The sequence below is a fragment of the Candidatus Brocadia sinica JPN1 genome, assembly GCF_000949635.1.
Lineage (GTDB): Bacteria > Planctomycetota > Brocadiia > Brocadiales > Brocadiaceae > Brocadia > Brocadia sinica.
On the sequence record NZ_BAFN01000001.1, the window covers coordinates 1,810,209 to 1,835,285 of the forward strand.

Annotated in this window: 26 protein-coding genes and 2 pseudogenes; 7 read left to right on the forward strand and 21 right to left on the reverse strand. The window is 40.7% G+C overall.

All coding sequences use genetic code 11. From position 1 onward, the window contains the following. Positions 1-34: 34 nt before the first annotated feature. The 14 genes and pseudogenes from truD (BROSI_RS08040) to dinB form a co-directional block, all read right to left on the reverse strand. Positions 35-1,081 (reverse strand): tRNA pseudouridine(13) synthase TruD, encoded by a 1,047-nt coding sequence (gene truD, locus BROSI_RS08040; protein ID WP_230400658.1) that lies wholly within the window; start codon positions 1,079-1,081, stop codon positions 35-37. Between the two features lie 47 nt (positions 1,082-1,128). Then, the gene (gene truD / locus BROSI_RS08045) at positions 1,129-1,530 is read right to left on the reverse strand and encodes a tRNA pseudouridine(13) synthase TruD (protein ID WP_052563235.1); all 402 of its coding nucleotides are present in this window, start codon (positions 1,528-1,530) and stop codon (positions 1,129-1,131) included. Next, on the reverse strand, positions 1,527-2,396 hold the full coding sequence (locus tag BROSI_RS08050; RefSeq protein ID WP_157842444.1) for an urea transporter: 870 nt from the start codon (positions 2,394-2,396) through the stop codon (positions 1,527-1,529). The genes truD (BROSI_RS08045) and BROSI_RS08050 overlap by 4 nt, the downstream gene beginning before the upstream one ends. A 53-nt stretch (positions 2,397-2,449) precedes the next feature. Further along, positions 2,450-3,085 (reverse strand): HEPN domain-containing protein, encoded by a 636-nt coding sequence (locus tag BROSI_RS20455; RefSeq protein WP_200891722.1) that lies wholly within the window; start codon positions 3,083-3,085, stop codon positions 2,450-2,452. A 173-nt stretch (positions 3,086-3,258) separates the two neighbouring features. Then, positions 3,259-3,480 carry a DUF2283 domain-containing protein gene (locus tag BROSI_RS08065; RefSeq protein ID WP_052563241.1) on the reverse strand — a complete coding sequence of 74 codons (222 nt, stop codon included), beginning with the start codon at positions 3,478-3,480 and terminating at the stop codon, positions 3,259-3,261. Continuing rightward, on the reverse strand, positions 3,468-3,779 hold the full coding sequence (locus tag BROSI_RS08070) for a hypothetical protein (RefSeq protein WP_052563244.1): 312 nt from the start codon (positions 3,777-3,779) through the stop codon (positions 3,468-3,470). The genes BROSI_RS08065 and BROSI_RS08070 overlap by 13 nt, the downstream gene beginning before the upstream one ends. Before the next feature lie 50 nt (positions 3,780-3,829). Further along, a pseudogene (locus tag BROSI_RS21310) lies at positions 3,830-3,919 on the reverse strand (transposase); the annotation flags it as partial. Between the two features lie 55 nt (positions 3,920-3,974). Next, positions 3,975-4,097, reverse strand: a complete 123-nt coding sequence (locus tag BROSI_RS21315) for a HEPN domain-containing protein (protein WP_082059355.1) — start codon at positions 4,095-4,097, stop codon at positions 3,975-3,977. Between the two features lie 103 nt (positions 4,098-4,200). Further along, complete coding sequence (gene thyX / locus BROSI_RS08075) at positions 4,201-4,836, reverse strand: FAD-dependent thymidylate synthase (RefSeq protein WP_052563246.1); 636 nt, start codon at positions 4,834-4,836, stop codon at positions 4,201-4,203. 1 nt (position 4,837) lies between these two features. Then, positions 4,838-5,143: a hypothetical protein gene (locus BROSI_RS08080; RefSeq protein ID WP_052563249.1), complete on the reverse strand. Its 306-nt coding sequence runs from the start codon at positions 5,141-5,143 to the stop codon at positions 4,838-4,840. Next, a complete protein-coding gene (locus BROSI_RS08085; protein ID WP_052563250.1) occupies positions 5,140-5,814 on the reverse strand; it encodes a hypothetical protein in 675 nt (224 codons plus the stop codon). The genes BROSI_RS08080 and BROSI_RS08085 overlap by 4 nt, the downstream gene beginning before the upstream one ends. Further along, the gene (locus BROSI_RS08090; RefSeq protein ID WP_420886073.1) at positions 5,807-6,628 is read right to left on the reverse strand and encodes an ORC-CDC6 family AAA ATPase; all 822 of its coding nucleotides are present in this window, start codon (positions 6,626-6,628) and stop codon (positions 5,807-5,809) included. The genes BROSI_RS08085 and BROSI_RS08090 overlap by 8 nt, the downstream gene beginning before the upstream one ends. 35 nt (positions 6,629-6,663) lie before the next feature. Then, positions 6,664-7,815 (reverse strand): IS4 family transposase, encoded by a 1,152-nt coding sequence (locus tag BROSI_RS08095; protein ID WP_420886074.1) that lies wholly within the window; start codon positions 7,813-7,815, stop codon positions 6,664-6,666. Between the two features lie 651 nt (positions 7,816-8,466). Beyond that, positions 8,467-9,216, reverse strand: a complete 750-nt coding sequence (gene dinB, locus BROSI_RS08100) for a DNA polymerase IV (RefSeq protein ID WP_157842445.1) — start codon at positions 9,214-9,216, stop codon at positions 8,467-8,469. Positions 9,217-9,677: 461 nt separating this feature from the next. Here dinB and BROSI_RS08105 point away from each other — a divergent pair, with 461 nt between their 5' ends. The 7 genes from BROSI_RS08105 (at position 9,678) to BROSI_RS08140 (ending at position 17,137) form a co-directional block, all read left to right on the forward strand. Continuing rightward, positions 9,678-10,568, forward strand: a complete 891-nt coding sequence (locus BROSI_RS08105; RefSeq protein WP_200891723.1) for a 3'-5' exonuclease — start codon at positions 9,678-9,680, stop codon at positions 10,566-10,568. Positions 10,569-10,809: 241 nt separating this feature from the next. Continuing rightward, positions 10,810-11,907 carry a two-component system sensor histidine kinase NtrB gene (locus tag BROSI_RS08110; protein ID WP_052563255.1) on the forward strand — a complete coding sequence of 366 codons (1,098 nt, stop codon included), beginning with the start codon at positions 10,810-10,812 and terminating at the stop codon, positions 11,905-11,907. A 41-nt stretch (positions 11,908-11,948) separates the two neighbouring features. After that, the gene (locus tag BROSI_RS08115) at positions 11,949-13,295 is read left to right on the forward strand and encodes a sigma-54-dependent transcriptional regulator (protein WP_052563257.1); all 1,347 of its coding nucleotides are present in this window, start codon (positions 11,949-11,951) and stop codon (positions 13,293-13,295) included. A 443-nt stretch (positions 13,296-13,738) separates the two neighbouring features. After that, a complete protein-coding gene (locus BROSI_RS08120) occupies positions 13,739-14,392 on the forward strand; it encodes a protoglobin family protein (RefSeq protein WP_052563258.1) in 654 nt (217 codons plus the stop codon). 51 nt (positions 14,393-14,443) lie between these two features. Beyond that, the gene (locus tag BROSI_RS08125; protein ID WP_052563260.1) at positions 14,444-14,650 is read left to right on the forward strand and encodes a ferredoxin; all 207 of its coding nucleotides are present in this window, start codon (positions 14,444-14,446) and stop codon (positions 14,648-14,650) included. A gap of 578 nt (positions 14,651-15,228) precedes the next feature. Further along, complete coding sequence (locus BROSI_RS08135; protein WP_082059118.1) at positions 15,229-15,723, forward strand: response regulator; 495 nt, start codon at positions 15,229-15,231, stop codon at positions 15,721-15,723. 139 nt (positions 15,724-15,862) lie between these two features. Beyond that, a complete protein-coding gene (locus tag BROSI_RS08140) occupies positions 15,863-17,137 on the forward strand; it encodes a multicopper oxidase domain-containing protein (RefSeq protein ID WP_052563264.1) in 1,275 nt (424 codons plus the stop codon). A 167-nt stretch (positions 17,138-17,304) separates the two neighbouring features. On the opposite strand, the gene BROSI_RS08145 is transcribed toward BROSI_RS08140, so the two are convergent. The 7 genes and pseudogenes from BROSI_RS08145 to BROSI_RS21325 all read right to left on the reverse strand — a co-directional run. Further along, a complete protein-coding gene (locus tag BROSI_RS08145; protein WP_230400659.1) occupies positions 17,305-18,063 on the reverse strand; it encodes a protein-L-isoaspartate(D-aspartate) O-methyltransferase in 759 nt (252 codons plus the stop codon). A gap of 464 nt (positions 18,064-18,527) precedes the next feature. After that, the gene (gene selD, locus BROSI_RS08150) at positions 18,528-19,517 is read right to left on the reverse strand and encodes a selenide, water dikinase SelD (protein ID WP_420886075.1); all 990 of its coding nucleotides are present in this window, start codon (positions 19,515-19,517) and stop codon (positions 18,528-18,530) included. Between the two features lie 130 nt (positions 19,518-19,647). After that, positions 19,648-20,142, reverse strand: a complete 495-nt coding sequence (locus tag BROSI_RS08155) for a cytochrome c (RefSeq protein ID WP_052563266.1) — start codon at positions 20,140-20,142, stop codon at positions 19,648-19,650. A 112-nt stretch (positions 20,143-20,254) separates the two neighbouring features. Next, a complete protein-coding gene (locus tag BROSI_RS08160) occupies positions 20,255-21,529 on the reverse strand; it encodes an aminotransferase class I/II-fold pyridoxal phosphate-dependent enzyme (protein WP_052563267.1) in 1,275 nt (424 codons plus the stop codon). An 11-nt stretch (positions 21,530-21,540) separates the two neighbouring features. Next, positions 21,541-22,569, reverse strand: a complete 1,029-nt coding sequence (gene tdh / locus BROSI_RS08165; protein WP_052563268.1) for an L-threonine 3-dehydrogenase — start codon at positions 22,567-22,569, stop codon at positions 21,541-21,543. Then, positions 22,566-23,765, reverse strand: coding sequence for an HIRAN domain-containing protein (locus BROSI_RS21320; protein WP_420886076.1), 1,200 nt, complete (start codon positions 23,763-23,765; stop codon positions 22,566-22,568). Before BROSI_RS21320 ends, tdh begins: the two co-directional genes overlap by 4 nt. 567 nt (positions 23,766-24,332) lie before the next feature. Further along, a pseudogene (locus tag BROSI_RS21325) lies at positions 24,333-24,584 on the reverse strand (CPCC family cysteine-rich protein); the annotation flags it as partial. Between the last annotated feature and the right edge of the window lie 493 nt (positions 24,585-25,077).

The window sequence follows — 25,077 nt, forward strand, 5'->3', positions numbered from 1 at the left end:
CCACCGCAATAAAAAACCAAAAGCTATTCGATAATCAACAGAACAATCTCTTGATAAACATGGTGCCATAGCATCCCCTCGGCAGGAAAAACTTCAGGGTTAACTTTTTCTTGCCCTGGTAAATCTCATCCTCCGCATAATCAACAACAAGATCTTCAGGAGTGACTATTGCCTTCCTTTCGATACCCTTGAAAAAGGCCTGTCTTAATTTTCTTATATTAAACATGGGGGATTTTAAGTTGTTTTCTTTCAAAACCTCTGAAAAAAGGTTTTTTGTAAAATCGTCGGGCATCCTGATATTGGAAGCGGGCATGGGAATGACTAACGTGCTTAAATACGCTTTGTTTTTATCGTCTAATTGCGTGTAAAATAAATAATCCCCTGCAATTCCCTTAGAAATTTTTAAATCAGGCCTTCGGCAGCTAATTTCCCCTCCCTTGATGGGACTTCGTCGTGAGCGCTCAGTCGAACGAGGGGAGAGGGGAGGGTGATTCTTTTTTTCTCTCCACTCAACCTCCCCCATTCCTTTGGCTTTGCTCAGGACAGGCAAGGGGGAGGAATTGATCGTTTTGGAAGTCCCGAACATGAAACTATCGTTGCTGACTAATCGAATAATTTTCCGTAAAAATTCATTCCAAATGTGCGATTGATATGCAGAAAAAAAGAGGACCATTTTTTCATGGGATATCCTTTGAAGAATGGGAATAAATCCCTTCGGATGCTTCTCCAGGTATCTGAACGTTTCCTTTTCAAACTTGCTCGTGGCTCCTTTTAGACACACTTGCCAGTTACCCCAGTTTTCATAAAAGAATTTTCTGTGTTCCTTTTCTTCTTTACTGTCCTCCGGATGGATACTGGAAAAATATATCTTTAATGCCCCGTTATAGTGTTTCTTAAGAATTTTTTCGGCGATAAATCCCTGCCTGGCATCAAAACTGCCAAATCGCTGATCATCAAAATAGTTAGGGTAACCGTCCCGTTTTACACGGTCAATCTCATGTAATGCTGACGTTAAATCATTTTCTGCAAGATTCCTGACAACAATTTGAAATCTGTTCCCCGTTATGAGGTCGGGTCCCATAGGCCTGTCCATATAACCCACAAAGCTCAGGGAATAGTTTTCTTCGTCTACCTTTTGCGGGACGGGATATTCATGCAGTGATATTGAATTTGATAGTACTTCTTTGTCGTTTGTATGAAACCGTGAATTCGGGGGCTTAATCCGGGATTTTTTTCTCCTCTCTCTATCCTCCCCTTGCGAAGGGGAGGATAAAGGAGGGGTTGTTTTTTATCGCCCTGCCGTGCGATTGTTATATATTGCGATGTAAAGGCATATTTATCCTTTTTGCCGCCATAGGAAAAATACGAGTGCGGTATGCTGAATTTTCTGGAAAGCATCTTTAAGATGTCAACAGTGTTCCACCCCCTCTTTCTGAGGAGATAGACACGGAAATTTCCGTCTTTTTGTAATGGAAGGTCTGCGACCTCTTCCACAATAAAATCTTCTGGTTTAACCTTTACTTTAATCATGTATTATTTCTTCTTATTTTGCTATTGATCAACAAAATCAACCACGTGGATATCACGAACGGTGCGGTCAGAGTAATTATACCAAGATTCATAATTCCATAGGTTATGAAAACAGAAACAATACTGGATACTGTTGCCAGAATTATATGATGCCACTTTTTATCTGAAAATGCCATGCCGCATAAAACTCCATTAAAACCAAACAACCCTACGTTTATCATAGTGAGGGGAAGTGAAAACAGAAAAGCTATAATAGCCCCAATCAAAGACCCCAGGAGTACATAGAACGCAGATATCCTTGAACTTACCAATATTCCAATAAATACTATGATACCAGAAATCATATTTTCCTGAAACATTACCTGCCCAATACCCTTACTCACAGCGGTAATAATTTTTAGGTTACTTGCATCTGATAATGATGCTGCTTGTAAAGGAACAATCCTGAATGTTACGAGAAAGAACATTACGATCCAGGTTGAGACAATGAACGGTGCGGTATAAGGAGGCAATTTCCACGTGCTCATTACCTTTCTGATGATTGATGATAGGATAGAACCGAAAACTAAGGCAATAGCAGATGAGATGTTGAGTCCGAAGAAACAAACAATCGCCAAACCCACCAGGGCGCCGTTATACCCGTAGAGACCTTGTTCAATATCACTTTTGTTATATTTAAGGAATAGTGCCGTGAACGTACCAACGAAAACACCTATGATAGCACCAATACCCATGGTCCAGGAGTTACAAAAAATCCCTGCCAAAAACAAGATGCCCGTTGTTACATTATTGAGTAAAAATACCTGACTAATTCCCCGGAAAAGGATTTCTGCAAAATTTTTAACATTTATTAAAATCTGTGTCATCTGTGCAATCTGTGGTTTTCGAGAGATTTTCATAGGTCTGAGGCAATACGGTATCAGCCATATATTACTTCACCATCTTTGACATAATCCACAACCGATGATTCTTTTTTTTCCCATTCTTCCAGGGTCATAGCGACAGCTTCTATTGGCTCAAAGACCTTATAAATGGCATCAGAGAGGATGTCTATTCTCTCCCAATAATCCTTGCCTGAAAAGTCCTCGGATATAACAACCACATCGATATCGCTTCCTTCCTTGTATGTACCCGTGGCATAAGAACCAAATAGTATCATTTTTGCTATTCTTATATCTTTGGATTCTAAGGCTTTTCTAAAACGAGACAAAATCTCTAAAACTGCGTTTTTATCCATTCCAACGCCTTCCTTGCTCCTTAAAAGTATATCCTTTACAATAGGCCGTGTAAAATCCTTTTGTAGCTTGTCTAATTCCTCAGGGTATCTCGTAACGATACTGGCTTCGTTAAGTTTTACAAGAAATCTTCCAACAGGTTCTGAAGGTTTAATACCAATTTTGTTTAGCAGGTAAACAAGATTATGAACCTTTGGCGGTATTTCTTTCAATCTTTGAAGGTAAAGTCCTTTTAAGGCCTTTTCAATGGATAAATGACACATAAAGACGGCATAAATATACCTATTGCTGTCAAAATTTCTCTGCCGTGTCCATATCATAATCAGCTTGTTTCAGCCATTCTTGAGGATTTTTAGTCATTTTCTTCTTCTACTATTTCGTGTTATCGGGATTTCCCTTATCAAATTTCATTCAAGCGTTTTTTGTTGCCGCCTTGAACGACGAATTATCGTTGGGATAGAATTGGACGTTGGCCTGCCAAATTGTTCAAATGTCAGTTTTTCTTTAAACTATTTACCAATCGTTCTTTTACCCCGATAAGCGTTAAGCCAACAACCTCTCCTATATCTTCTCTATACCTTACAATAGCCCCTTCTCCAATATCAACTCCGACTGCTTTTTGAGGCTCACCAATACTGATATAGAGGACATCGGCCTCCTCATCATAATCCCAGCTGAGGTTTTCTTTTTTATCAAGTATTTTTATGGCTTCCATAGAATTTTTCTCCTCTCCGAAGGTTTAGGGGTGTAATAGCCTGTTATTATAAAACCATCTGTATCCGTGACTTCCTTGTATACTACAACCAGATACTTGGTAGTAAGAGGACTTTTCTCATAGAATCTCATCGCGATTAGTTCACCAAAATCACCTTGCTGTATAAGATGTGGCTCGGTTACGGTTTCCAGCACACGTTCCTTCTGGTTGTCCATTTCGGGATGCCTCATAATTATATGCTTCCACCTTTCCGTTGTTAGCCTTATGGGTACATTGTTTTTTGACGTAACAATTATCATCGATTTTGCTTATCCCACGAATATGATTTGGTATTCCAATAAATTTCTTTAATTGTTATAAAATATGCGCCTGCCCTGGAATAATCATGTTCCTTCAATCGGATTGACCGTCGGTGGTGTTTGTCCGGGTCGTAGGTCATTTTTTTCCCCCGATTGTACCGTTATGCCGATGTAGGGACACGGTGCACCGTGTCCCTACGGTGTGGATAAATGACACATAAAGACTGTGTAAAAATATCGGTTATTGTCGAACATTATTTCTGCTGTTTTAATATCATAATCAGCCTGTTTCAGCCACTCTTGATGACATTCACCTATAAGTCTTTCTCCTTTTGCTCATTAAGCCCCATTACCTGTATGTGTGTTGAAGACGCAGAAAGGCGTGTTTAATAAGGTGCTTTAATGATATCTATTTTAATAATCAATATACTATGTCGTCGAATATTACAGGTATCCGCTTTTTGAATTGATCCAGTAAAGGGCAGGCTACTTCTCTTATTTGTGGATGAGCAGCATTCGATGTTCTGAGTTTAAAGAAATGTCGCCATTCTCGCAAATTCATTGTGACAACTATTTCTGTCTTTAAGGAATTAGGCAAAACATTTCTTGCCTCTTGGGGGGTAGCACCCAAATTAATAAGTTCAAGATAGGCTTTTTCAGCTTCCTTCATTGCCTTTTCCCATACTTCATATTTCTTTTTATCTGCTTCACTAGCAGAATTCCAAAAACACGGATTAATTACAGTAATTTCTCCACCAAATTTGCCTGCTGAATAATTACAATACCGAGTGGACTCCTGGGTGTAACTTGCCATTCTATGACGGACAATCTCGTGGGTTATACCTCTATCACATATTATACGTACCGTTATATTATAATGTTCGATTACCGATTCATGGTTCATATCCAAAATTTTTTTAACAAACTTCCTTGCAGAATCAGGGGTAATCTTATCTTCTGTTTTATAAGCTGTCCTGCCAGCCTTTTCGATATTCTTTAAAATTATTTCTCCATCAACATCACTTTCGATAATAAATGATGGTTTTATACTTTTCATGTTACTCCTTTTTAGAATCAATTTCAGTTGGAAGTATCCAGGTCTTTCCTATGCCTTCTGAATAAAAGAGATCATTATGCCTTAATGGTGCATTGTAAATCAGTGAAGTATTTGTGGGATTTGTTGCCCAATAAAGATACAGTCCAAATATTTGAGGTTTTGTTCCCATAGGAGAAATCAGACAATTGTATTTTGAACAACTTTCAGAAAGAATAGTTTTTAGTTGCTTAGCTACTAAAACAGGATTTTTCGAATTAATGTATTGAATATTGGAATCTCCAACTATATTTATAATTTCTTTATTCATCTCTTCCGTCCTTCCTCCCATTTTGAATGATATGCGGGCTTTGGAATTAAAAGAAGGCATTCCGTTGGGTCTATATTTTCTAATAATGCCATTGCTCGACTTCCTTCGTAACCCAAAAAAATGACTAATAAACAATCTTTTGCAAAATCATAGTTCCCAGAAAAAAGTGGAATAGGAAAGATTTGTTTTATACCAAAAGAAAGAGGTTGAAAGAGATCGATAATATATTCTTTGGGTTCTGTATATAAAAACCTGCACTTATGGAAAAGACCTTTTTTGTCCAACATATTGAGCAAAATAAGAATATGCCATTTTATTAAAGTACTAACATCAATCGTAATTCTGGGAGATTCAGAATTACAAATTTGTTTCTCGATTTTTTGAATAATTTCATTCATCATCGGCATGGTAGATTCTTCATCGATTAAAAGTTCTTCGATTGGGCCAACTTTATTTAATATATCATGCATTTCTTTAAGATTTTCTTCTCTTTTCTTATTTTTATGAGAATATTTTAAAATGAGCACTTGCTTTGCTTTATAGTTTTTATCTAATTTTTTAAGAGTACCTAAGCATCTTATTTCCGGACTTCCGGATGATATAAATATGTTGTCAGCTACATTGTTTACAATCGTTGTTATTGTTTGAATTTCTAAAAGTTCTTTACTCAAGAGTCATCCCCTTAAACATTGGGTAAGTTGTTTCACTTGTTCTTTGTCTTTGCTGAAGTATTTTCTTTGTTTCTGCACGGCTATCGGAATCTAAAAGGTACGATAATTCTTTGACGGTAAAATTGCATCTTCCCCATCTTGCTCTATAACTAATTTCTAAAGCTGGTGAATAAATTCTATTTAAAACATAATCTTTAGTTCGTATTGTAGTCGTATGTTTTGGACGATAAGAACTCGTTTCTTCCCTTTTATAAAGAATAGATTCTCTTACTGAATGGATTAGAAAATTGTTAAGAAGGCGACTTTCATCCGTATTTAAATTCTGAGGATCTTTTATACTAATGCTTAAAGTCTCAGGTTCGCTTGAGTGGAATAACAATCTTTCTCTAAATATATCACCAATATCGGTTACAAACTGGTACATCATTTCACCATTGATACCACCGTATGCCTCTATATTTTTATGAATTTTTTCCAAATAGCCTTTAGAAACAATATGGGCTGCCCAGTTTTGATCTTCTACCGAAATCTTTTCTCCCTTTTTCACATTTGTACCTTGTCCTTCAGCTCGATAAAATGCCATACCAACTAAATTTAAGAAGATTCTGATTATTCCTGATGACAGATAAGTATATGTATCAAAACCAGCATAAATTTTTCTTCTTGATTTTCTTCCCTCAACTTTTCCCTTTTCTCTTAGAAGTCTGAAAATTGCAGCGACTTCTAATTTATTACGATATTCGCTCATTTTATCTTCTTGAAATTTATCGCCTTTAATTTTTTTTATAAATTCGTCTATTATGGTTTGAGGTATTTCTGGTTCAGAAAGATTTTCTCAGCATTGTCCGGTTAAGTTTTTGCGTGGTCATAATTTTTAGCATGTTCTTTGAAATTGTAGTTACCAAAAGGAGAAAAGTTTAAGTTTCTGGCTTCATTATTTATTTTGATTCTCAACTCTCTGACTCTTTTGATAGAAACTTTTTCTTTGAAATTATTGTGACAGTAAATAGCAAGTAGAAGATAGGTAATTAACCCTGCAAGTATTTGAACCATTAATCCGTGCTGTGATCGTGCGATAAGATGATAGACCTTGAGGTGGCGCTTCCACCAACCAAAGAATATTTCAATATTCCAGCGAAGCTTGTAAAGAGAAGCGATATCTTCAGCAGTAAGGTCATGGCGGTCAGTTGCAACCCAATACTCTTTAGCGTCTATCCAATACCCGATAAGGCGAACAGGTTTTTCTGTCTGATTCACCTGGGGTGTTCCAAGCAGGACAAGGGCATCATAAAAGACTATGCTCCCTGGCTTGAGAGGATTGGTTTTTATAACGGATTTATTTGTATTCTCTTTGATACGGCAGACAAAATGCTTTCCTTCTGTCTGCCATAGGTCAAAGTCTTTATGGCACTGATAATAACGGTCCATGATTCCCGTCTGACCAGGGGAGAGTATTTTGTTTACGAAAGGGCGTTCGTCACCTTTACCATCGGTAAGGTAAATTTTTGATGGAATAGAATGGTTAAGATTAAAACCAAGGTGGGCTTTTGCTTTTTTTGCCCCCTTTCGGTAATCTGCCCAATGCATGGAAAGGACTGCGTCAATGAATGAACCATCAATACTGACGAGTTCCCCCAGATGTTCATATTCCTGGGGGAGCACCTTTGTGGCATCGGCTTGAAGTTTCGTGAAAATAAAGAGGAGTTGCTCGATGCCTCTGTGGTTGATGGCCTCGAAAAAGCTGCTCTTTTTGATACCGTCGGGAGGCGCTATTTCGGTTCTGGCAAAATCATCCTCTTGGAGTTCCTGAAGGAGATCTCTGCCTGAGGAATGTTCTTGGAGATGGTAATAAATAAGTGCTTTGAGTTGTTGTTCGAAATTCATCTGCAACGGCCTGTTTCCTTTTGATTCAAGAGGTGGCACCGAATGAAAAATATTCTGTACAGGACTAAACAGTTCATGAAACGTGGGAATTTTTTGCTGTTTGCAAAACGGATCAATGGTATATGGCATTTTTATAACTCCTTTATAGTTAAAGTGTTATAAAAATTTTGCCATCATTGACTATTTCAAAAAGTCAAGCAAAAAATACCTCTTTCTAAAAAAATTTATTGTCTTTTGTTTTACGCAAATTTCTAACCGGACAATGCTGAACTTTAATGCAGTTTTTTTACCGGAGTATTTTTTTTTTAATTCTTGAAATTTTTTTGCTACTTTATCAGACATTTTATCCTACTTTTTTACGTCTTTTGAAACAATACATTCAATAGTCTAAAACACCTTTCCTAAGTTCGGCAAAGGTATTCTCACGTATACCACTCACAAATCTTGATAATGGAATTGATTTCTTTTCTCGATAAGTGCTTTTTGATTAACCATAAATTTCAATTTATTTATTTGCGGATTCTTTTTTAGTAAGAGTTATAATTGCATCAAGTAATACCCGTCCCTAAAAGACAATTAATTTAAGCTGGTCAATTTATAGCTCATATTCTTTTTCTTTGCAATGTATTTTCAATTTAGTGGATTCGCGTACTCTTAATACACCCTACCCCAAAAAATAATATGTGACGTGTAGGGTGGATTAAGGCCGATAGGTCGAATCCACCTTTTTATAATGATGTCCGTGTAATAAATAGGTGCTACCTGCTGCTACGTATTTTCTTTTCTGATAGATTTTGTTTTACGGTGGGTAGTAATAAGAGGACTCTCATCTATTCCCCTTGATGCCTCATAGAGACATCTCCCCTGAGACTTCCCAAATTTCTCAGAAAGTTTATCCAGAGGTATTGCAGCAAGGTCTCCGATGGTTTCTACACCCATCTCCTTTAAAGATTGCTCAGTCTTCGGTCCTACCCCTAAAAGCCTTCCTACCGGTAATGGCCAGATACGACTTTCTATATCGGCTTTGGTAATGATCGTGATTCCATCCGGTTTTTGCATATCGGAGGCCATCTTTGCAAGGAGTTTGTTGGGGGCTATTCCAATGGAACAGGTAAGACTTGTCTCATCTATAATTATCTTCTTGATCTCCTTTGCAATCTCCTCCGCCGGTTTGTCTATGCGCGATATATCAAGAAATGCCTCATCAATGCCCGCATCTTCCATGATGGGACAGAATTTTCCCAGAATATCTTTTATTCTTTCAGAGACCCTTGCATATTCCTTATGATCTGCGGGGAGGAAGATGGCATGGGGACATAACTCGCGTGCCGTCTTTAATGGCATCTTAAAATAGATCCCAAATTTTCTGGCCTCATAGGATGCAGTTGATACCAAATCCATCTTTGTGGGGTCTCCGCTGTCACCGATTACCAAGGGCTTGCCCCTCAGTTCCGGGTGTCTCTGCTGCTCAACTGCTGCAAAAAACGCATCCATATCTACGTGAAGTATGCGTCTCATAAATAATTCGTAATAATTTAGCTTTTTGAAAAACATCTTTCAACTGCGTAAATCGCAGAAAATCTATTAGCATAATTGCCACATTACAACAATATAGTATAGCGTTTCATAAAAAGGTAAACACAGAAAAAAATGTCATTGCAAGGAGCAGTTGTATAAAAAGGCTTGAGATTGCTTCGCTATCGCTCGCAATGACAAAAGGGTGTATGACTTTTCATGAAACGATAGAGAGAGTATTGCCCCGTAAAAACCTCTTTTATTAGGAAGTTTTTTACCTCCCCTTCATCGTTCGACTGATTCCTCGACTCCGCATTTTATATAATTCTTGACTCTCCTGAATAAAGTATTCAATAATAGTAGTAATAATTCGTATTATTGGCGTTGTACTTTTTCTGATGTGTGAGGTTAATGCCGGGCATGATTGTTAGGCGGATAGTGAAAATTGTTTAATATGATGATCTATGAGTATTAAAATGGCTATTTTGTCCTCTCTGAGGAGAGACACGCTCAAGCGCATCATTCATGCTTTTCAGATAAGAGGCATCGACATTCAGAATAAGAAAAAAATGTGCGAGGCCTTATGCGATCTGCCTGGTGTGTCGGCGAAAATTATTCTCCCCTATCTGAGCGATGCTAAAGTTCAGGCAATTTGTAAGAGCTGTGGTATATCAGGCAAGGGTTGTCGTGAGGAACTCATGGAACTGTTGCTGCAAGAAGAGAGCCGAGGTGCTGGGAATTCTTTTCGGGATAACGTATTTAGTGATAAAGGGATTCCATTAAAGAATCGCCTGCATCCGGCCCGGCCGGAATCGGTTTCTTTGGTACAACCAAAATTAGCAAATAGTCCGGATGCCAATAACTGCTTTGTTGCGATTGATTTTGAGACCGCAGATTATGGCCCTGACAGCGCCTGTTCGGTCGCATTAGTCAGGGTGTTGAACAACCGGATCATTGATAAGGTGCACTTCCTCATCCGCCCGCCACGCCGTACGTTTGTGTTTACGTATCTCCACGGAATTTCATGGAAACACGTTGCCAATGAGCCTACATTCGGTGAACTGTGGCCGCATATAACTGAGAAACTTGCAGGCGCCGAATTTATTGCGGCACATAATGCAGCCTTCGATCGTTCAGTCTTCATGGCATGCTGCCAGACCGCTGCCCTGCCGCCACCGGTACTGCCGTTTCAATGCACGGTACGGCTTGCCCGCAAGACATGGAATCTCCGCCATGCAAATTTGCCCAGCGTTTGCACTTATCTTGGCATTCCCCTGAAGCACCATGATGCGGTATCTGATGCTGAGGCTTGTGCCGGGATTGTAATTGCGTCAAGATTGCACATGAATTCCTGACAGCCCTTCAAATCCTGAGATAATAGTGTGATGCCTCCGCCAGCCTGTAAGAAAATAGCAATGTGTTTGTTTCTGTTTTTTGACATTTACTTTTATTGAAATTTTGATAGTCTTAATAAATGGAATGAGGTTGTTTGGTTAGTCGCTGAATAAAAATATTTTGACATTATTTTTCTCAATTCTCCCTTTCTTCTTTTATTTTTGCTTCCGACTTATTCGGGTCAGGATAAAACGCAAATATATGGATAACAATAGTAATGCAATAACTCAGATCTTGAATTATGCGCTGGACTATACCAGCAAGGGGATTATGATACAGGATACGAACAGGAAGGTGGTGTTTTTTAATCGTGCCTGTGAGGAGATCACAAAATGGCGGAAAGAGGAGATCGTTGGCAAGGATTGCGGTGATATTTTTCAATGTCATACCTCGACAGGTATGTGTCTGACGGAGAAATATTGTCCAGGCATGGAGATTTTCAAGGGCAGGCTTTCTCAAGCTTCCAGAGAGCTGTTGATCCGGCGGGGCGACGGCAGTGAATCCTGGGTGGAGACGAGCGCTGCGGCTATCGCTGATAGCGAAGGGAAGGTGACCCATATTGTTACCGTTATAGAGGATATTGGTGAACGGAAAAGGTTCTCTGATGAAGTCCTCAGGTCAAAAACCTTGTCTACCCTGGGCGCATTTACTGCAGAATTGGCGCACGAAATCAAAAATCCTTTAAATGCCATGCACATCCAGATGATGGTGCTGGAGCGGGAAATACGGGATATTCCAAAAATACATGAAAAATCAAAAAAGGAATTGCTTGAGACGGTTTCTGTGGTTCAAAAGGAACTTACCCGTTTGAGTGGATTTGTCGAAGAGTGCCTGCATTTTTCAAAGACAGGGGAACTCAACAAACGGTATGTCGATATTCATGGGGTACTCGACGAAATTGTTTCTTTGCTCTTGCCTCAGGCGCAATTGAGCGGTATTCAGGTGGAATTAGCAGTTGCTTCTGAACTGCCAAAAATAAATGTGGACAGGGATAAGATCAAGCAAGCAATCCTGAATGTCATGATTAACGGCGTCGAGGCAATGCCTGACGGCGGGAAGCTGCTGGTAAGTGCGAAACAGGTGGAACATGAGATACGGATTTCCTGTCAGGATACCGGTCCGGGCATTCCGGATGAGGTGAAAGACAAAATATTTGATCTGTTTTATACCACCAAGGACGGGGGCACCGGGATAGGGCTTTCTTTTGCCCAGAATGTTGTTCAGGCCCATGGAGGAGCGATACGGCTGGAACCATCGAAAAAAGGCAGCAAATTTGTGATTGCGATTCCAATAAACTAGTTTATCTTTGATTTTTGAGATTCAAGGTATTTGCGATTTTTATGACAAAGCCACGGTTGTTACTTATAGATGATGACAAAAATGCGCTGAACGGATTGGTGAAGATATTGACGCATGATGGGTATTCCGTTTCAGGTGTCCTATCGGGTTATGAGGCATTAAATCTTCTCTCCCGGAAAAATTTTGATATCATCATCACGGATATGAAGCTGCCGGGGATGGGGGGATTATCGCTGATCCATGAGATACGAAAGAAAGAAGTGTCGGCTGCAATTGTGGTTATTACCGCTTACAGTTCCGTAAAAACGGCTGTGGAAGCGATAAAATGCGGTGCCGATGACTATCTGACCAAACCAATCAATCTGGAAGAATTACATGTAGTCTTGGAAAAATTATGGGAGAGACAGCAGCTGATTGCCCAAAACCACATATTAAGGGAGAAGCTCAAAGATAAGTATAAATCTTTCGAACTTGTTGGAAGTACGCTGCAGATGCAGCAAATATTTCATATGATAGAGGATGTTGCCCCCAGCACGGCTTCGATCCTGATTTTAGGTGAAACGGGGACGGGGAAAGAACTCATTGCCAATGCTATTTATTCCCGAAGCGAAAGGGCGAGCATGCCTTTTGTCGCCTTACATTGTGCTGCATTGTCAGAAGGCGTGCTGGAAAGCGAGCTTTTTGGCCATGAAAAAGGAGCATTTACCGGCGCCGTTCAGTCCAGAAAAGGACGGTTTGAGATGGCAGACGGAGGCACACTTTTCCTGGACGAGGTGGGTGAAATGAGTTTAAAGGTACAGGTGAAACTCCTTCGCGTTCTGGAGAAGGGTGAGTTTGAGCGAGTTGGTGGTGAAAAAACCCTGAAGGTTGATGTGCGGCTGATTGCTGCGACGAACCGGGATCTTGAAAAAGAGGTCTCAGAGGGAAGATTTCGCGAAGACCTGTTTTATCGGTTAAATGTTATTACTATCCATTTGCCGTCACTGAGGGAGAGAAGAGACGATATCCCCATCCTTTCCAATTTCTTTGTTATTAAATATGCCAAAAAGTATAAAAAAGAAATCGACGGTTTTGCCCCTGAGGCAATGGAGGCGCTTTGTGCGTATCACTGGCCCGGGAATGTAAGGGAACTGGAAAACGTTGTAGAAAGGGCTATTGTGTTGTGTAAAAAAAATATGATCTCTGTAGATCATTTACCGAAAAATATTATTCCGGTCAAGGAAGATGTTTCAACTATCAAAATTCCTTTAGGAACCTCGTTAAAAGAAGCTGAAAAGGAAATTATCCAGAAGACACTTCAGATGGCGCAGGGAAGCAAGAGAGAAGCCGCCAAAATACTGGGCATATCGAGCAGAAAAATCGAATACAAAGTAAAAGAGTGGAGTTAGAAACGAAATTTTTTCAAATCATTTTTATCCCCATATCCAGATTCCCGCAAAATTTTCACATAACGCATATTTTTCATTAAATCATTTCTTTCACTTAATCACACAGACGAATAATACGGATAGGTCAAGTGCCTTTTAAAAAAGGTGTTTATGACTTTTGTTTGGCTGGAAATTCCGGTTGGCATCTCTTTTGTTGTTGAAGATATGCGACATCAATGTCAGTCGTAAAGATACATGCATTGAAGTTCTTTGTATTGTGTGTTTTTCCTTTGGAGGTATACAGTTAAATGTTTTCATTGGAGGGGAGGTGCAGATGTAGCTCAGTGTATATTTTGTGTGTTGAGCGTCATGTCGATCAACGCATTGTTGTTACGTTGTACGTGCAGATAAACACAGTAATCTTAAGTAAACATTTTTCGGTTTTTAGAGGAGGTTAAAATAATATGTCAATCATGTCAAATGCTTATATGAAAATGTTTCCGATGGAAGCGGAGAAGAAGGTTTCGGCTGGCAAGCGCAATCCCGTTTTGGATGTCCCTGAATTTAACAAGGCATGGAACCTTTACCGGGATACGAGCCTGGACATCATGAAGCGTTACGAATATATGGCCCAGTGTGTTAATTTTACGGATAAGGATACTGCGGCTATTAAGGAATCAAAAGATATCATAGTCGCAAATCTGAAGGCGATTCTTGACCACATTTATTATGAAAAGCTGATAAATGATCCGTGGTTATCCAGATGGTTCAGGGATGAAAATGGGAAGATAGCCAAGGAATACGTCGACATCCGGAGGGCGAGGCAGCAAAGATTTTTGGTTAAGATACTGGAATGCAAATGGGATGAAGAGTTCTGGAATTTTGTCCGTTGGGTTGGCGCAGTGCATGTGCCCATCTTTGGTTTTGAAGACCTGTATATACCGATAAGGCTGAATCTTGCCCTGTGGGGGTATATACATCAGTATTTGTTTAATCTCTTTGCCAACGAATTAAAAAATGATCCGGAGAAGTTGCGCAGGATCACAACTGCCTGGACAAAGCTTTTTTGGATAATTATAGATGTTTATCACATCGATTATTTTGGGCCATGGATGTAACGATGCAGGGCTCAGAGGTGAGTTTCCAGTTTCATGAAGGAGGTTTTGGGTATGAAGATGAAAACAGTCTGGTTTGAGGGCGATTGTATTAAGTGTTCAATGTGTGTTGAGGAGGCATCCGGGGCATTTGATTTTGTGAAAGAACTTGGGCCTCAGGTGAAATCCGGTGTCGATGTTGCCCTCCATGCTGAGGATATAAAACGAGCTGCTGATATCTGCCCGACCCAGTGCATAAAATATCATGTATTGCTTTCTTAAATGGTAAGAAAGTAAACGGTCATGCCACAAGTCACAGAGTTTGTTTTTGTGACTTGTGGCAAAAATTTGAATTTTGAATCAATTGTTATCCTGGTCCGAACGAGTTTGAATGGCAAAATAAAAATTGCAGTGAAAAATATTTCTTCGCTGGTTCAATCGCCTCTGATAGAACCGGAACATGTGGTGTCATTCCATCCTCACGGCGCGTTTTCAGGCTTTAGGGCGCCGTTCAAATATATGGTTCAATCTACAAATTGAATCAGCTATGAGATGTATAATTGGTATACTTTCCTCCTTCTTCCTCCCTGCCTTCAAATGTATTCTCTACAGCTAATGAAGATCCAATAGAATTTCCTCCTGAAAATTAGCTATCAGTAAATTTTCCTTGCTCATGAATTCATCGAAATTGTATCAACGGGAATCGAAAAATTTTCAAGCAATTTTCTTGTAAAATCCATATTCCCGTAAATTTTTCGTTAGCAATGCCCTTTTTCTTACGAACCAACCAATTTCTGTGATGGGGAAATTGAGAAAGTCAGTTTTTCTAACAATTGAATTTATAGATAGATACACCAATTATGGTAATCGTTAAATACCTGATTGGTATGCGACTTGTTATCTACGTAATAACAAGTAATTTTTCTAGTCCCTCTTATTTATTCTCAGTTATGGTAAAACCTCGATTATTACTGATAGATGACAACAAAAATACATTGGATGGGCTGGTAAAGATTCTGAAGGGTGATGGTTATCTTGTTTCCGGCGCTTTATCCGGTCATGATGCATTAAAACTGCTCTCCGAAAAAAGTTTTGATATCATTGTTACAGACATGAATATGTCCGGAATGAATGGATTGGCGCTGATCCATGAAGTGAGAAAGAGGAATACATCAATAGCGATTGTGGTTGTTACCGGGAGTAAATCGATAAAAACCGCTGTAGAAGCTATGAAGTATGGCGCTGACGACTACCTCACGAAACCGGTAAACGTAAATGAGTTAATCCTGGCATTGAAAAAAATATGGGACAAAAGACAGTTAACAATACAAACCCAATTATTAAAGGAGGAATAAAGGATGATCGAAAAGAAAATGATGCCATTTTTTCAGGATTGATGGAGGTATTCCCATTGGTCATTAAGACAGGAAATTTGAATTGTGCAATAGTAATGGTATATTTTGTTTCACGTAATTTTTGAAGAAAGGGAATGTCATGAAAGCGTCAAAGTTATTGGGGTGGACGACTGCAATAATGCTGGCAGGTATTGCAACCTATACTGTTATGCCGGATGTATCTGGTGAAGAGGCAAAACAAGCCGAGGCCTGGGGTCTCAGCCAGGAGGAACAGGAATTAATCAATGTGACAAATGGAGATCTCATTGGGGATCGCGCCAAAGATGGGGCATGGGAATTCCACCTGTACACCACCGATGGATATATAGAGATGGCCAATGGCGAATTGGTGTGGGTGATGGGTTATACTCACGCCAGGGGAAGCTTCAAGGACGTGGGAGAAGTAAAAACAAAAGAAGAGGTGGAACGACTGTTAGAGCCCGTTAAAGTACCCAGTGACACACTTCACCTTTTTGTCGGAGAAAAGGCACGGATTACGTTACATAATACGGGTATACACTCCTGCGATGAACACTCAGGGATTAACCACGTGGCGCATACTATTCACTTTCACGGCCTGGATTTGACACCAGCGGTTGACGGTGTGCCTTCGCTGCCGGTTGACCCTGTGCTGGAACATAAAGCTTTTACCTACGAATTGACTCCACAATACGAAGGCTCTTTTTTGGGTCATTGCCATGTGGACAGTTTTAATCATATCCTGGCCGGTATGTATTTCCCAATTATTATCCATCAGGACAAGACAAAGACGGCGTATGGGTACAAGTATGACCGTGATTACACGTTATTTTTTAGCGAGCTGTCTTCAACGGCAAATGAACAGTTGCAGGAGACAGGCATTGTTCACGGACTCCAGGACTGGAAGGCCGATTATTTCCTGATTAATGGCAGGACTTTTACCGATAACCTCTATCATCCCCGTTCAATAATAAACGATCCCCGTTCGAGGATTGTTGCATACGAGGACGAGACAGTCCTGTTGCGTCTCATGGCTATTGGCGCAGATCATGTGTTTGCTCCTCATCCGCATGGATACCATATGGAAGTAATCGCATTGGATGGAAGGAAATTGAAGAGTTCGTATGAAAAAGATACCCTCTGTCTTGCAAGTGGGGAACGAGTTGATGTGCTGGTGAAAATACCTCACTTTGCCAGCCAGAGGAAATGCATGTCTTGCAATTTAGGCGCGGGGATTACCATCATGCATGACCATAATCTTCGAGGCATGGTTTCAACCGGCAAGTATCCTATGGGTGCATTGACGATATTTGATGTGCGGTCAAAAACAAAGGTTGCAAAGCCTGAAGAACCTCTCATCAAGGAGGGTAAACCGTATAATCCTCTGGAACACTGAGTTTTATTATTACGATCTTTCCTCTGAACCTCCCCTGACCTCCCGTGGGGTCTTTCGTCCTGCGGGAGGTTTTTTTTATTGTGGATGTATGTTGTTTTGGCTTTTTACGCGATCACTTTGTAAAACCCGCATTTTTAGAATTATGAATTCATCAAAATTATGGGATATTATTTTCGGAGAAGAGGAACAAATCGGACGGGAATAATGGACTCTTTTACAACCTTTGAGGATGCATCCTTGGTGATCAACATGAGGTCCTGAACTGCGTAAACACCACCTACAGGAATAACCATCCGACCACCGGCTTTCAGCTGGTCAATAAGGGGCTGGGGTATATGTTCTGCAGCCGCGGTGACGATAATCGCATCAAAAGGTGCATGTTCCGCCCATCCCTTATAACCATCGCCAATCATGACTTCTATATTTGCATATCCCAATTGTTTTAACCGTTGCCTGGCTTCTTCTCCCAAATCTTTTATAATTTCAATGGAGTAGACCTGTTTCACCAGCCTGGCAAGGACGGCTGCCTGATATCCCGAACCAGTTCCCACCTCTAATATAACATCGTTATTTCCTGTCTGTAACAATTCCGTCATAAAGGCCACGATATAAGGCTGGGAGATGGTCTGTCCGTAACCAATGGGTACAGGTTGATCGTAGTAACTATACGAACGGGCTTCTTCAGGGATAAACAAATGGCGGGGTACAGACTCCATGGCTTCTAATACCCTTTTATCTCTTACCCCCCGGTATGCGATTTGTTCTTCTACCATGCGCTTCCGCTGCCGTGTAAACGTATCTTCATCCACGACGGAGTGCATGCCGCCCATGGCAAAGATCATGTTTTTGTCTGGTATGAAACGGGCGGCACAAGAAATTGCAATAATTGTGAATAGAGTAATAAACACGATATGCACGATCTTCACAGAATTTCTTTCTTCCGACCTCTGAAAAAATTTTTTTGAGAAGGTTTTTACTATTCCCTTATCCCATAGAGTTAAGTTAAGGAATCAGTAATCACGGTTAATCTCTTCTTTGTATTGAATCCTCCATGTCCCCCGCTGGCGGGGGACAATGGATTGCAATATCTCCAGCAGTTTTCATATCCTTGTGAGTCATAAGCAGGCACGGACAAACACGGCTTGTCCATGCACCTCAAATCGCTTAACTTAACACCTATGTCCTTTATCCCCTCCCTGCGAAGGGGAGGGAATAAGGATGGTTAATTGAGTTGTGGCTGTGCAGTACGATAGTATTGCTCTGAAAAAACTCCTTTTTCCCGAAAATTTTCATGAACCATAAGGGACAAAAAAAGTTTGAATCAGGAGGTACGATTTTAGATTTGAGATTTAAATCGTACATCTTTGCGCCAACTTATTCCAGGCATGGTTCATGATATAACGATGATAGACACATTCCTCCTTTCAACTACCTCGCCAACGATATTTGCAGTCATAACGCCTCTTTTCTGGAGTTTTGCACAGAGCGCCTCCGCCTTTTCTCTTGGAAGCGAGATAAGCAGCCCGCCTGAGGTCTGCGCATCAAATAGAATGTCAATCAACGCTTCCGGCACCGTGGAATCTATGGTAATGGCGCCCTTCAAATATTTTTTACTGAGCTTTGATACCCCCGGTATCAATCCCATCTTGACATAGCGTTCGCAACCTTCAAATACTGGTATGCGTTCAGCGAAGAAGGACAGTGTCGCCTTGCTGGCCTCTGCCATCTCATATGCGTGACCCAGAAGGCCAAATCCGGTGATATCCGTACAGGCGCTGACTCCTACCTCCAGCATCGTTTCAGAAGCCGTTTTGTTTAACTGGCACATGCTTCTGGTAACAAGGTTTATATCTTCCTCAAAAACCTTACTGGCCTTGATCGCCGAGATAATCAATCCTGTGCCAAGAGGCTTTGTCAATACCAGCACATCACCTGCCCTGGCGCCTGCATTGGTTACGATCCTATCGGGGTGAATGGTTCCTGTAACGGATAATCCATATTTGATCTCATTATCCTGGAGGGTGTGGCCTCCAACAATCGTTGCGCCTGCCTCATTGACCTTGTCAGCTCCGCCCTTGAGTATTTCCACCAAAATATCTTTATCCAGAAATTTTAAGGGATAACAGAGGATATTCATGGCCGTAAGGGGCTTGCCACCCATGGCATAAATATCACTTAAGGCATTGGCAGCGGCTATTTGTCCATAATCATACGGATTGTTTACCACCGGTGTAAAAAAATCCAGGGTCTCTACCAGCGCCAGCTCTTCGTTAATCTTATAAATGCCGGCATCGGCGAAGGTCTTTGGGCCAACCAATACCCGATCATTTGGGTAATCGGGTAAATGTTTGACCACGTACGCCATGTCTTCGACAGGGATCTTGCCTGCTCACCCACCGCAGGTGGCATAATCAATCAATCGCTTTTTCCCCCAAACCACAGAGATCACCCCCCTCTCTTAAAAATGGCAAATACCAATATATAGGTTTTTATGAAATTTTACCTATTGTTTACTGAAACCACGAAGTAGATTCCTCTTTGGGATTGAATTTGGCATGGCATTCGTCGCAACTGTTTACTACCTTAAAAAAGGCAGCCGTGACCTTGTCTTTGTTCTTTTCCTGGCAGGCGCTGATTAACTCCAGTGCGCTCATGTGGAATTTGACATCAAGGTTGACAAACTCTTTCGGCAGGTCTTTTTTGTTAGCTTCTGTGAAGGCCACAGGGCTTGCATTTTTGAGTTTTTTTGTATCCTTTTTAATAGCCTCCCAGTCCTGCTGATGAATCGATGATGACAAATGTTTTAACAACACCTTGATGTCTTTCATGTGCACGATGAAACCTTGCTCATTCTTGATAAAACCAAGTTCTTCGCGTGGTCCTGATTCAGTTTGCTTTTTTTCGGGAGAAACACGGTTTTCCTCTGACACTTTCGTTTCTTCTTTGCCACAACCAAACATGTTCATACTTACGATTGCAATTGTTACAATAATGAATTTCTTCATATGAAAACACCCAAAACCTTATGAAAAAAACCAAAAAGTAATAATTTACGAAAACAGATATACTTTTGCATACTAAATACTTTTCTCCGAAAAATCAACAGAAAGAATATCTTCACGGTAGTATTCCCAGGAATTTTCCAATTTTTTTAAAGCGTTCAATTGCCCATGTAAGATCTTCCCTGGTGTGTGTGGCTGAAAGCATCACGCGAATACGGGCGTGGTCTAGGGGCACTGTAGGATAACCAATAGCCTGAGCAAAGATGCCATCTTCAAATAACCGTTGGCTAAAATCTTTTGCTATTTTAGCGTCCCCTATCATAACTGGGGTAATAGGTGTTTTTGTGTTTCCGAGGTTAAACCCTGCCTGCCTCATCTTTTCCTGGAAAAAAGCGGTATTTTCCCAGAGCTGCCGGACCAGTGAGTCTGAAGCGGTTAAAGTATCTACTGCCGCAATGCAAGCTGCCACGTCGGGCGCAGTAACAGCGCTGGAAAAAAGGAAGGGACGACCCTTTTGTGCCAGAAAATCCGTCAATTTTTTGCTTCCTGCAATGTATCCCCCCACCACGCCGAATGCCTTTGACATTGTGCCCACCTCGATATCAACTCTGCCGTGCAAATTAAAGTGGTCGGCAATGCCCCTGCCGCCTCTTCCCAGCACCCCTTCGCCGTGTGCGTCATCCACCATAGTAATGGCCCCGAAATTTTCAGCAATATCCACGATTTCAGGTAATGGTGCAATATCCCCCTCCATACTGAAAACCCCATCTGTGATAACAAGGAATCGCCCGGTTCTCTTTTCGTTATGAGATACTTTTCTCTCCCCCCCTTGCGAAGGGGGGGATTGAGGGGGTGTATTTTCAGCCTCCTTTGTGAGTCTCTGGTTCATGCGGATTTCATCGGAAATCTTTGACTGAAGATCTTGGGGGTTACAGTGTTCATATCGGACAATCCTGGCCTTAGAAAGGCGACATCCATCAATGATACTTGCATGGTTGAGTTCGTCAGAAAAGACAACGTCGCCTTCCCCAACGATTGCAGGGATAACCGCCAGGTTTGCGCAGAACCCGGATTGAAAGGATACCGTGCTTTCGGTGCCCTTAAAGAAGGCAAGTTTCCGTTCCAGCTCTTTATGGAGGGTCGTCGTCCCCGCAATAGTCCTCACCGCAGCAGGTCCTACGCCATAATCCTCAATTGCTTTTTGCGCGGCTGATTTTAACTGAGGATTATTGGCAAAACCCAGGTAATTATTTGAACAGAGATTAAATACCTTCTTCCCGTCAACAGTAATCCATGATCCCTGAGGCCCTTCAATTGTACGGATGTGAACCAACAATCCCGTTTCTCTTAACTTGCCGAGTTCTTCGGTAATAAAATGAAGTTTGTCCATGATAATATTCCTTAAACAGTTAAAATAACCTTCCCGCACTTCCCATCCTTCATGAGTTTCATGCCCTTTTCATAGTCTTTCAAGGAAAACTGATGGGTAATAATCGGGCTTGGGTCGACGAGTTCTGAGGATAAGAAGCGCGAGGTCTTGTACCAGGTAGAAAATACTTTCCGCCCCGTTATTCCATAAATACGGATCTTTTTGAAAATAACTTCCTTGTTCAGGTCGATGTTAACGCGCCTTTCATAAATACCTAAGATTGAGATTCTCCCCCCAGGGGTAATGACTTTCAGACCTTGATTGAGTGCCTGGTTATTGCCAGAAAATTCAAGGACAACGTCCACACCGTTATTTTTTGTTGCCTCAAGGGCAATTTGGGTCACATCCTGCTTTCTTGGATTGATAACGATATGTGCCCCCATCTTTTTGCCGATAGCCAGACGGTAATTGTTTGGGTCAGAAATGATAATCAATGAAGCGCCACATGCCCTGGCAATACCGGCAGCGAAGAGCCCGATCGGTCCCGCGCCGAGGATTAAGACCGTCTTTGCCGATATATCCTCGGCCAGAACGGTATCGACGGCATTTCCAAAGGGTTCCTGGATGGTTGCCCATTCATCGGGGATTTTTTCATCGTTTTTCCACAAGACGTGCTCTGGTAGAACGAGGAACTCGGCAAAGGTACCATCATGATCAACACCCAACAATTTGAAATTCCTGCAAACCTCCGAATATCCGTTTGCACATTGGTAACAATACCCACAGGTGAGATGGCTTTCGGCAGAAACCCGGTCCCCGACCTTTACCCGCGTTACTTCCTCCCCCATCTTTAAAACATTCCCCACGAATTCATGTCCTATAATGCGCGGCGGTGTGAAGCGGTGTTGTGCCCAGCGCGTCCAGTCGTAGATATGCACATCCGTGCCGCAGATCGAGGCAATCCTGACCTTGATAATCACGTCTCCTGGCCCCATCTTTGGGGTGGGCACTTCAACAAATTCCATACCTTTTGTACGTTTTGTTTTGACAACGGCCTTCATCTGTGAAAATCTCTTTCTGTCTGAGTTTTCATTTTGAGAAAAATTGTTGTATCGGTTTCATTCGTATAATAACGAGCAAAGATTTCTGCTTGTAATTTTACCTCATTATCCATGATGGGCGCTAGTATCTTTGCGACTGAACGTTTTATGTAGCCAAGTCTGCCAAAACTTTCTGTTTCAGCAGCTATTGCATTTTCATCATGTTGATTATTTGGTTCACGAATAAGTGTAACCATTTTATCATTAAGATATTCATCAAGTCTTAAATATTTTGCCCATTCTATAAATCGCATCCCCACAATATTAGTGATTATATTGCCTTTGTGTAACATGTCCATAAATTTTGGAATACAAACATTCGCTTTTAACCATGCAAGCAAGTCTCTATTACATTCGAGCCCGAATCCAAAGCCAGAGTAATTTCCTTCACAGAACAGTTCGTATTCCACTATCGCCCATTCCATACTATTATCCGTAATTATGTTTGATAAATCTTCTTTTTTTGAGATGAGAAATACCTTATCTTTTTGCCATATTTTCTGTATTGTTTTAAGGAATAGGTAAATATCTTTTATCCTTGCGGCATCAAGAACTCGCTGGAATTCGCTGGCAGGGTCAAATTCAAACACCTTCACTTGCGAAATTGCAAGTGTTTTCACCTTTTTATCGTTAACAGAAACTTCTTCAATGAGAAACTCTCGAAGGACATCAATTTTAAAGACAAGCGACATTTCCTTGATTTTATCGGGGTTTTCCAGCAGACCCAGATCTTTGATCATTTCCTTATTGCTATGAAACCCTGGAAGGTAAATGGTCTGTGGCTTTTCTTTAAGGTCTATGAGTTTATCTTTTTTTTCATCACGTTTGTATTGATTGTTGTAAAGGTAACAAGCCTTATGAACAGCATATCCAAGTATCTCTTTTACCGAAGCGCTCACGCCAATTTTTCTCAGCCGGTTTTTCACATACAACGTCCTATCGAGAATTCTTTTGATAACTTCGTCCTTGTCATCGTTTAAAATGGCAAGAAAAAGTAAAGAAACTGGTTGAGTATTTTTAGAATAATTTATGATTTCATCCCCTGTTTGAAATTCTTTGCCTCTGAGAAATGCCCAGGCTTTACTTTCTTCAGCAAATAGTTCTCTCCAATAAACTTTTTCAATTTTATTTTTCCCGTAAGCGCGCGGCGCAGCCATATCTTCATCTTTTCTGCATCTGTAGCAAACATTAGGTCTGATGAAGACTTCCTTAAAAACACGATAGGGGATAAAATCCGACAACGCAGAAGGCCGAACGCTGATATATTGATTCACCGGCCATGAATTTGGATTCCTAAAGAAACACGTGCAACCAACATATGCACCACAGCATCTGCAATTATACAGTGGAGCAAACCCATTACTATCTGTTATTAATTCAAGATGCAAATGGCTACATATCTTAACATTCTCAAGCCATTTCCAAAAACTGTCTTGTGCTTTCACAATAAATTCCACGTCATTGATGCTTTCAGCCTTGAGAAGCCAATACCGTATTTGTTCATCCTTAATTTTGCCTAAAGCATCAGACCTGGCATTGCAATAATTTTCCTGAGATCTTTTGTTGCAACGTCTTATATCCTTTTTTTCATTTCTGCATCTGTTTAATTTCTTCTTAAAAAAAAGAAATGATATTGACTTGAAAAGGTTTACCGGTAAATCTCTGTTTTTTTCGAATTCCTTTTGCAGGGTAAGTATGTTTTCTTGAATTTGGTGAAGCGGTAACCAGGTAGAATCACGAATATCCCACAGGCTGGGTGGTTGAACATAACTCAAACATTCCTGGTCAGAGGCACCGTAAAGGATAAAGTTTAACTGCGCCTGTCTTAGTGAAGGTGAATTTGGGCCACCTTCGAGGTCTGGGTCTTCATATTGTGAGGGATCATCTTCCCAGTAACATATTGGGCACAGGTCATAATTACCTGACTCTGCCAACGTTTTGTATCCACAGCATGGGCAGGTACACTTTACTTCAATTCTAAAACCCCCGATAATTCCCCCGGCAATTAATTTGCTTAAGTCGTCTTCGTCATCATCAGTCCAATACTCATTATCATATTCTGTCGTAAGAAAGTGACGGAACTTATAACTAAATTCTGCTCTAAATTCCCCTTTGTTGAAAAGACCTTCCAGATAAATTTTGTTGTCCTTGTTATAGGTATTTTCAATAATCAAGTAAAACTGTTCCTTGTTATCCACAGGATAAGCTTTCAATTTGAAAATGTCAGATTCATCGTCAATATCGATCTGACAGGGCAATTTACCCTGGTTAATATTTTCGATCCATGTAACTAAGCTTTTGTAAGGTGAATATACCGACGAGGTGTTTATCGTTATTTCATCATTATCCCATTTTAAAGCCATGTCTATCCAGCCATACATATACCCAAATCTTCCATGCAAATGGTAGCCTTTTTTGGGTAAACGATATTTGTATATGGGCAATATCCTTCTTTGAAATATCAACCTT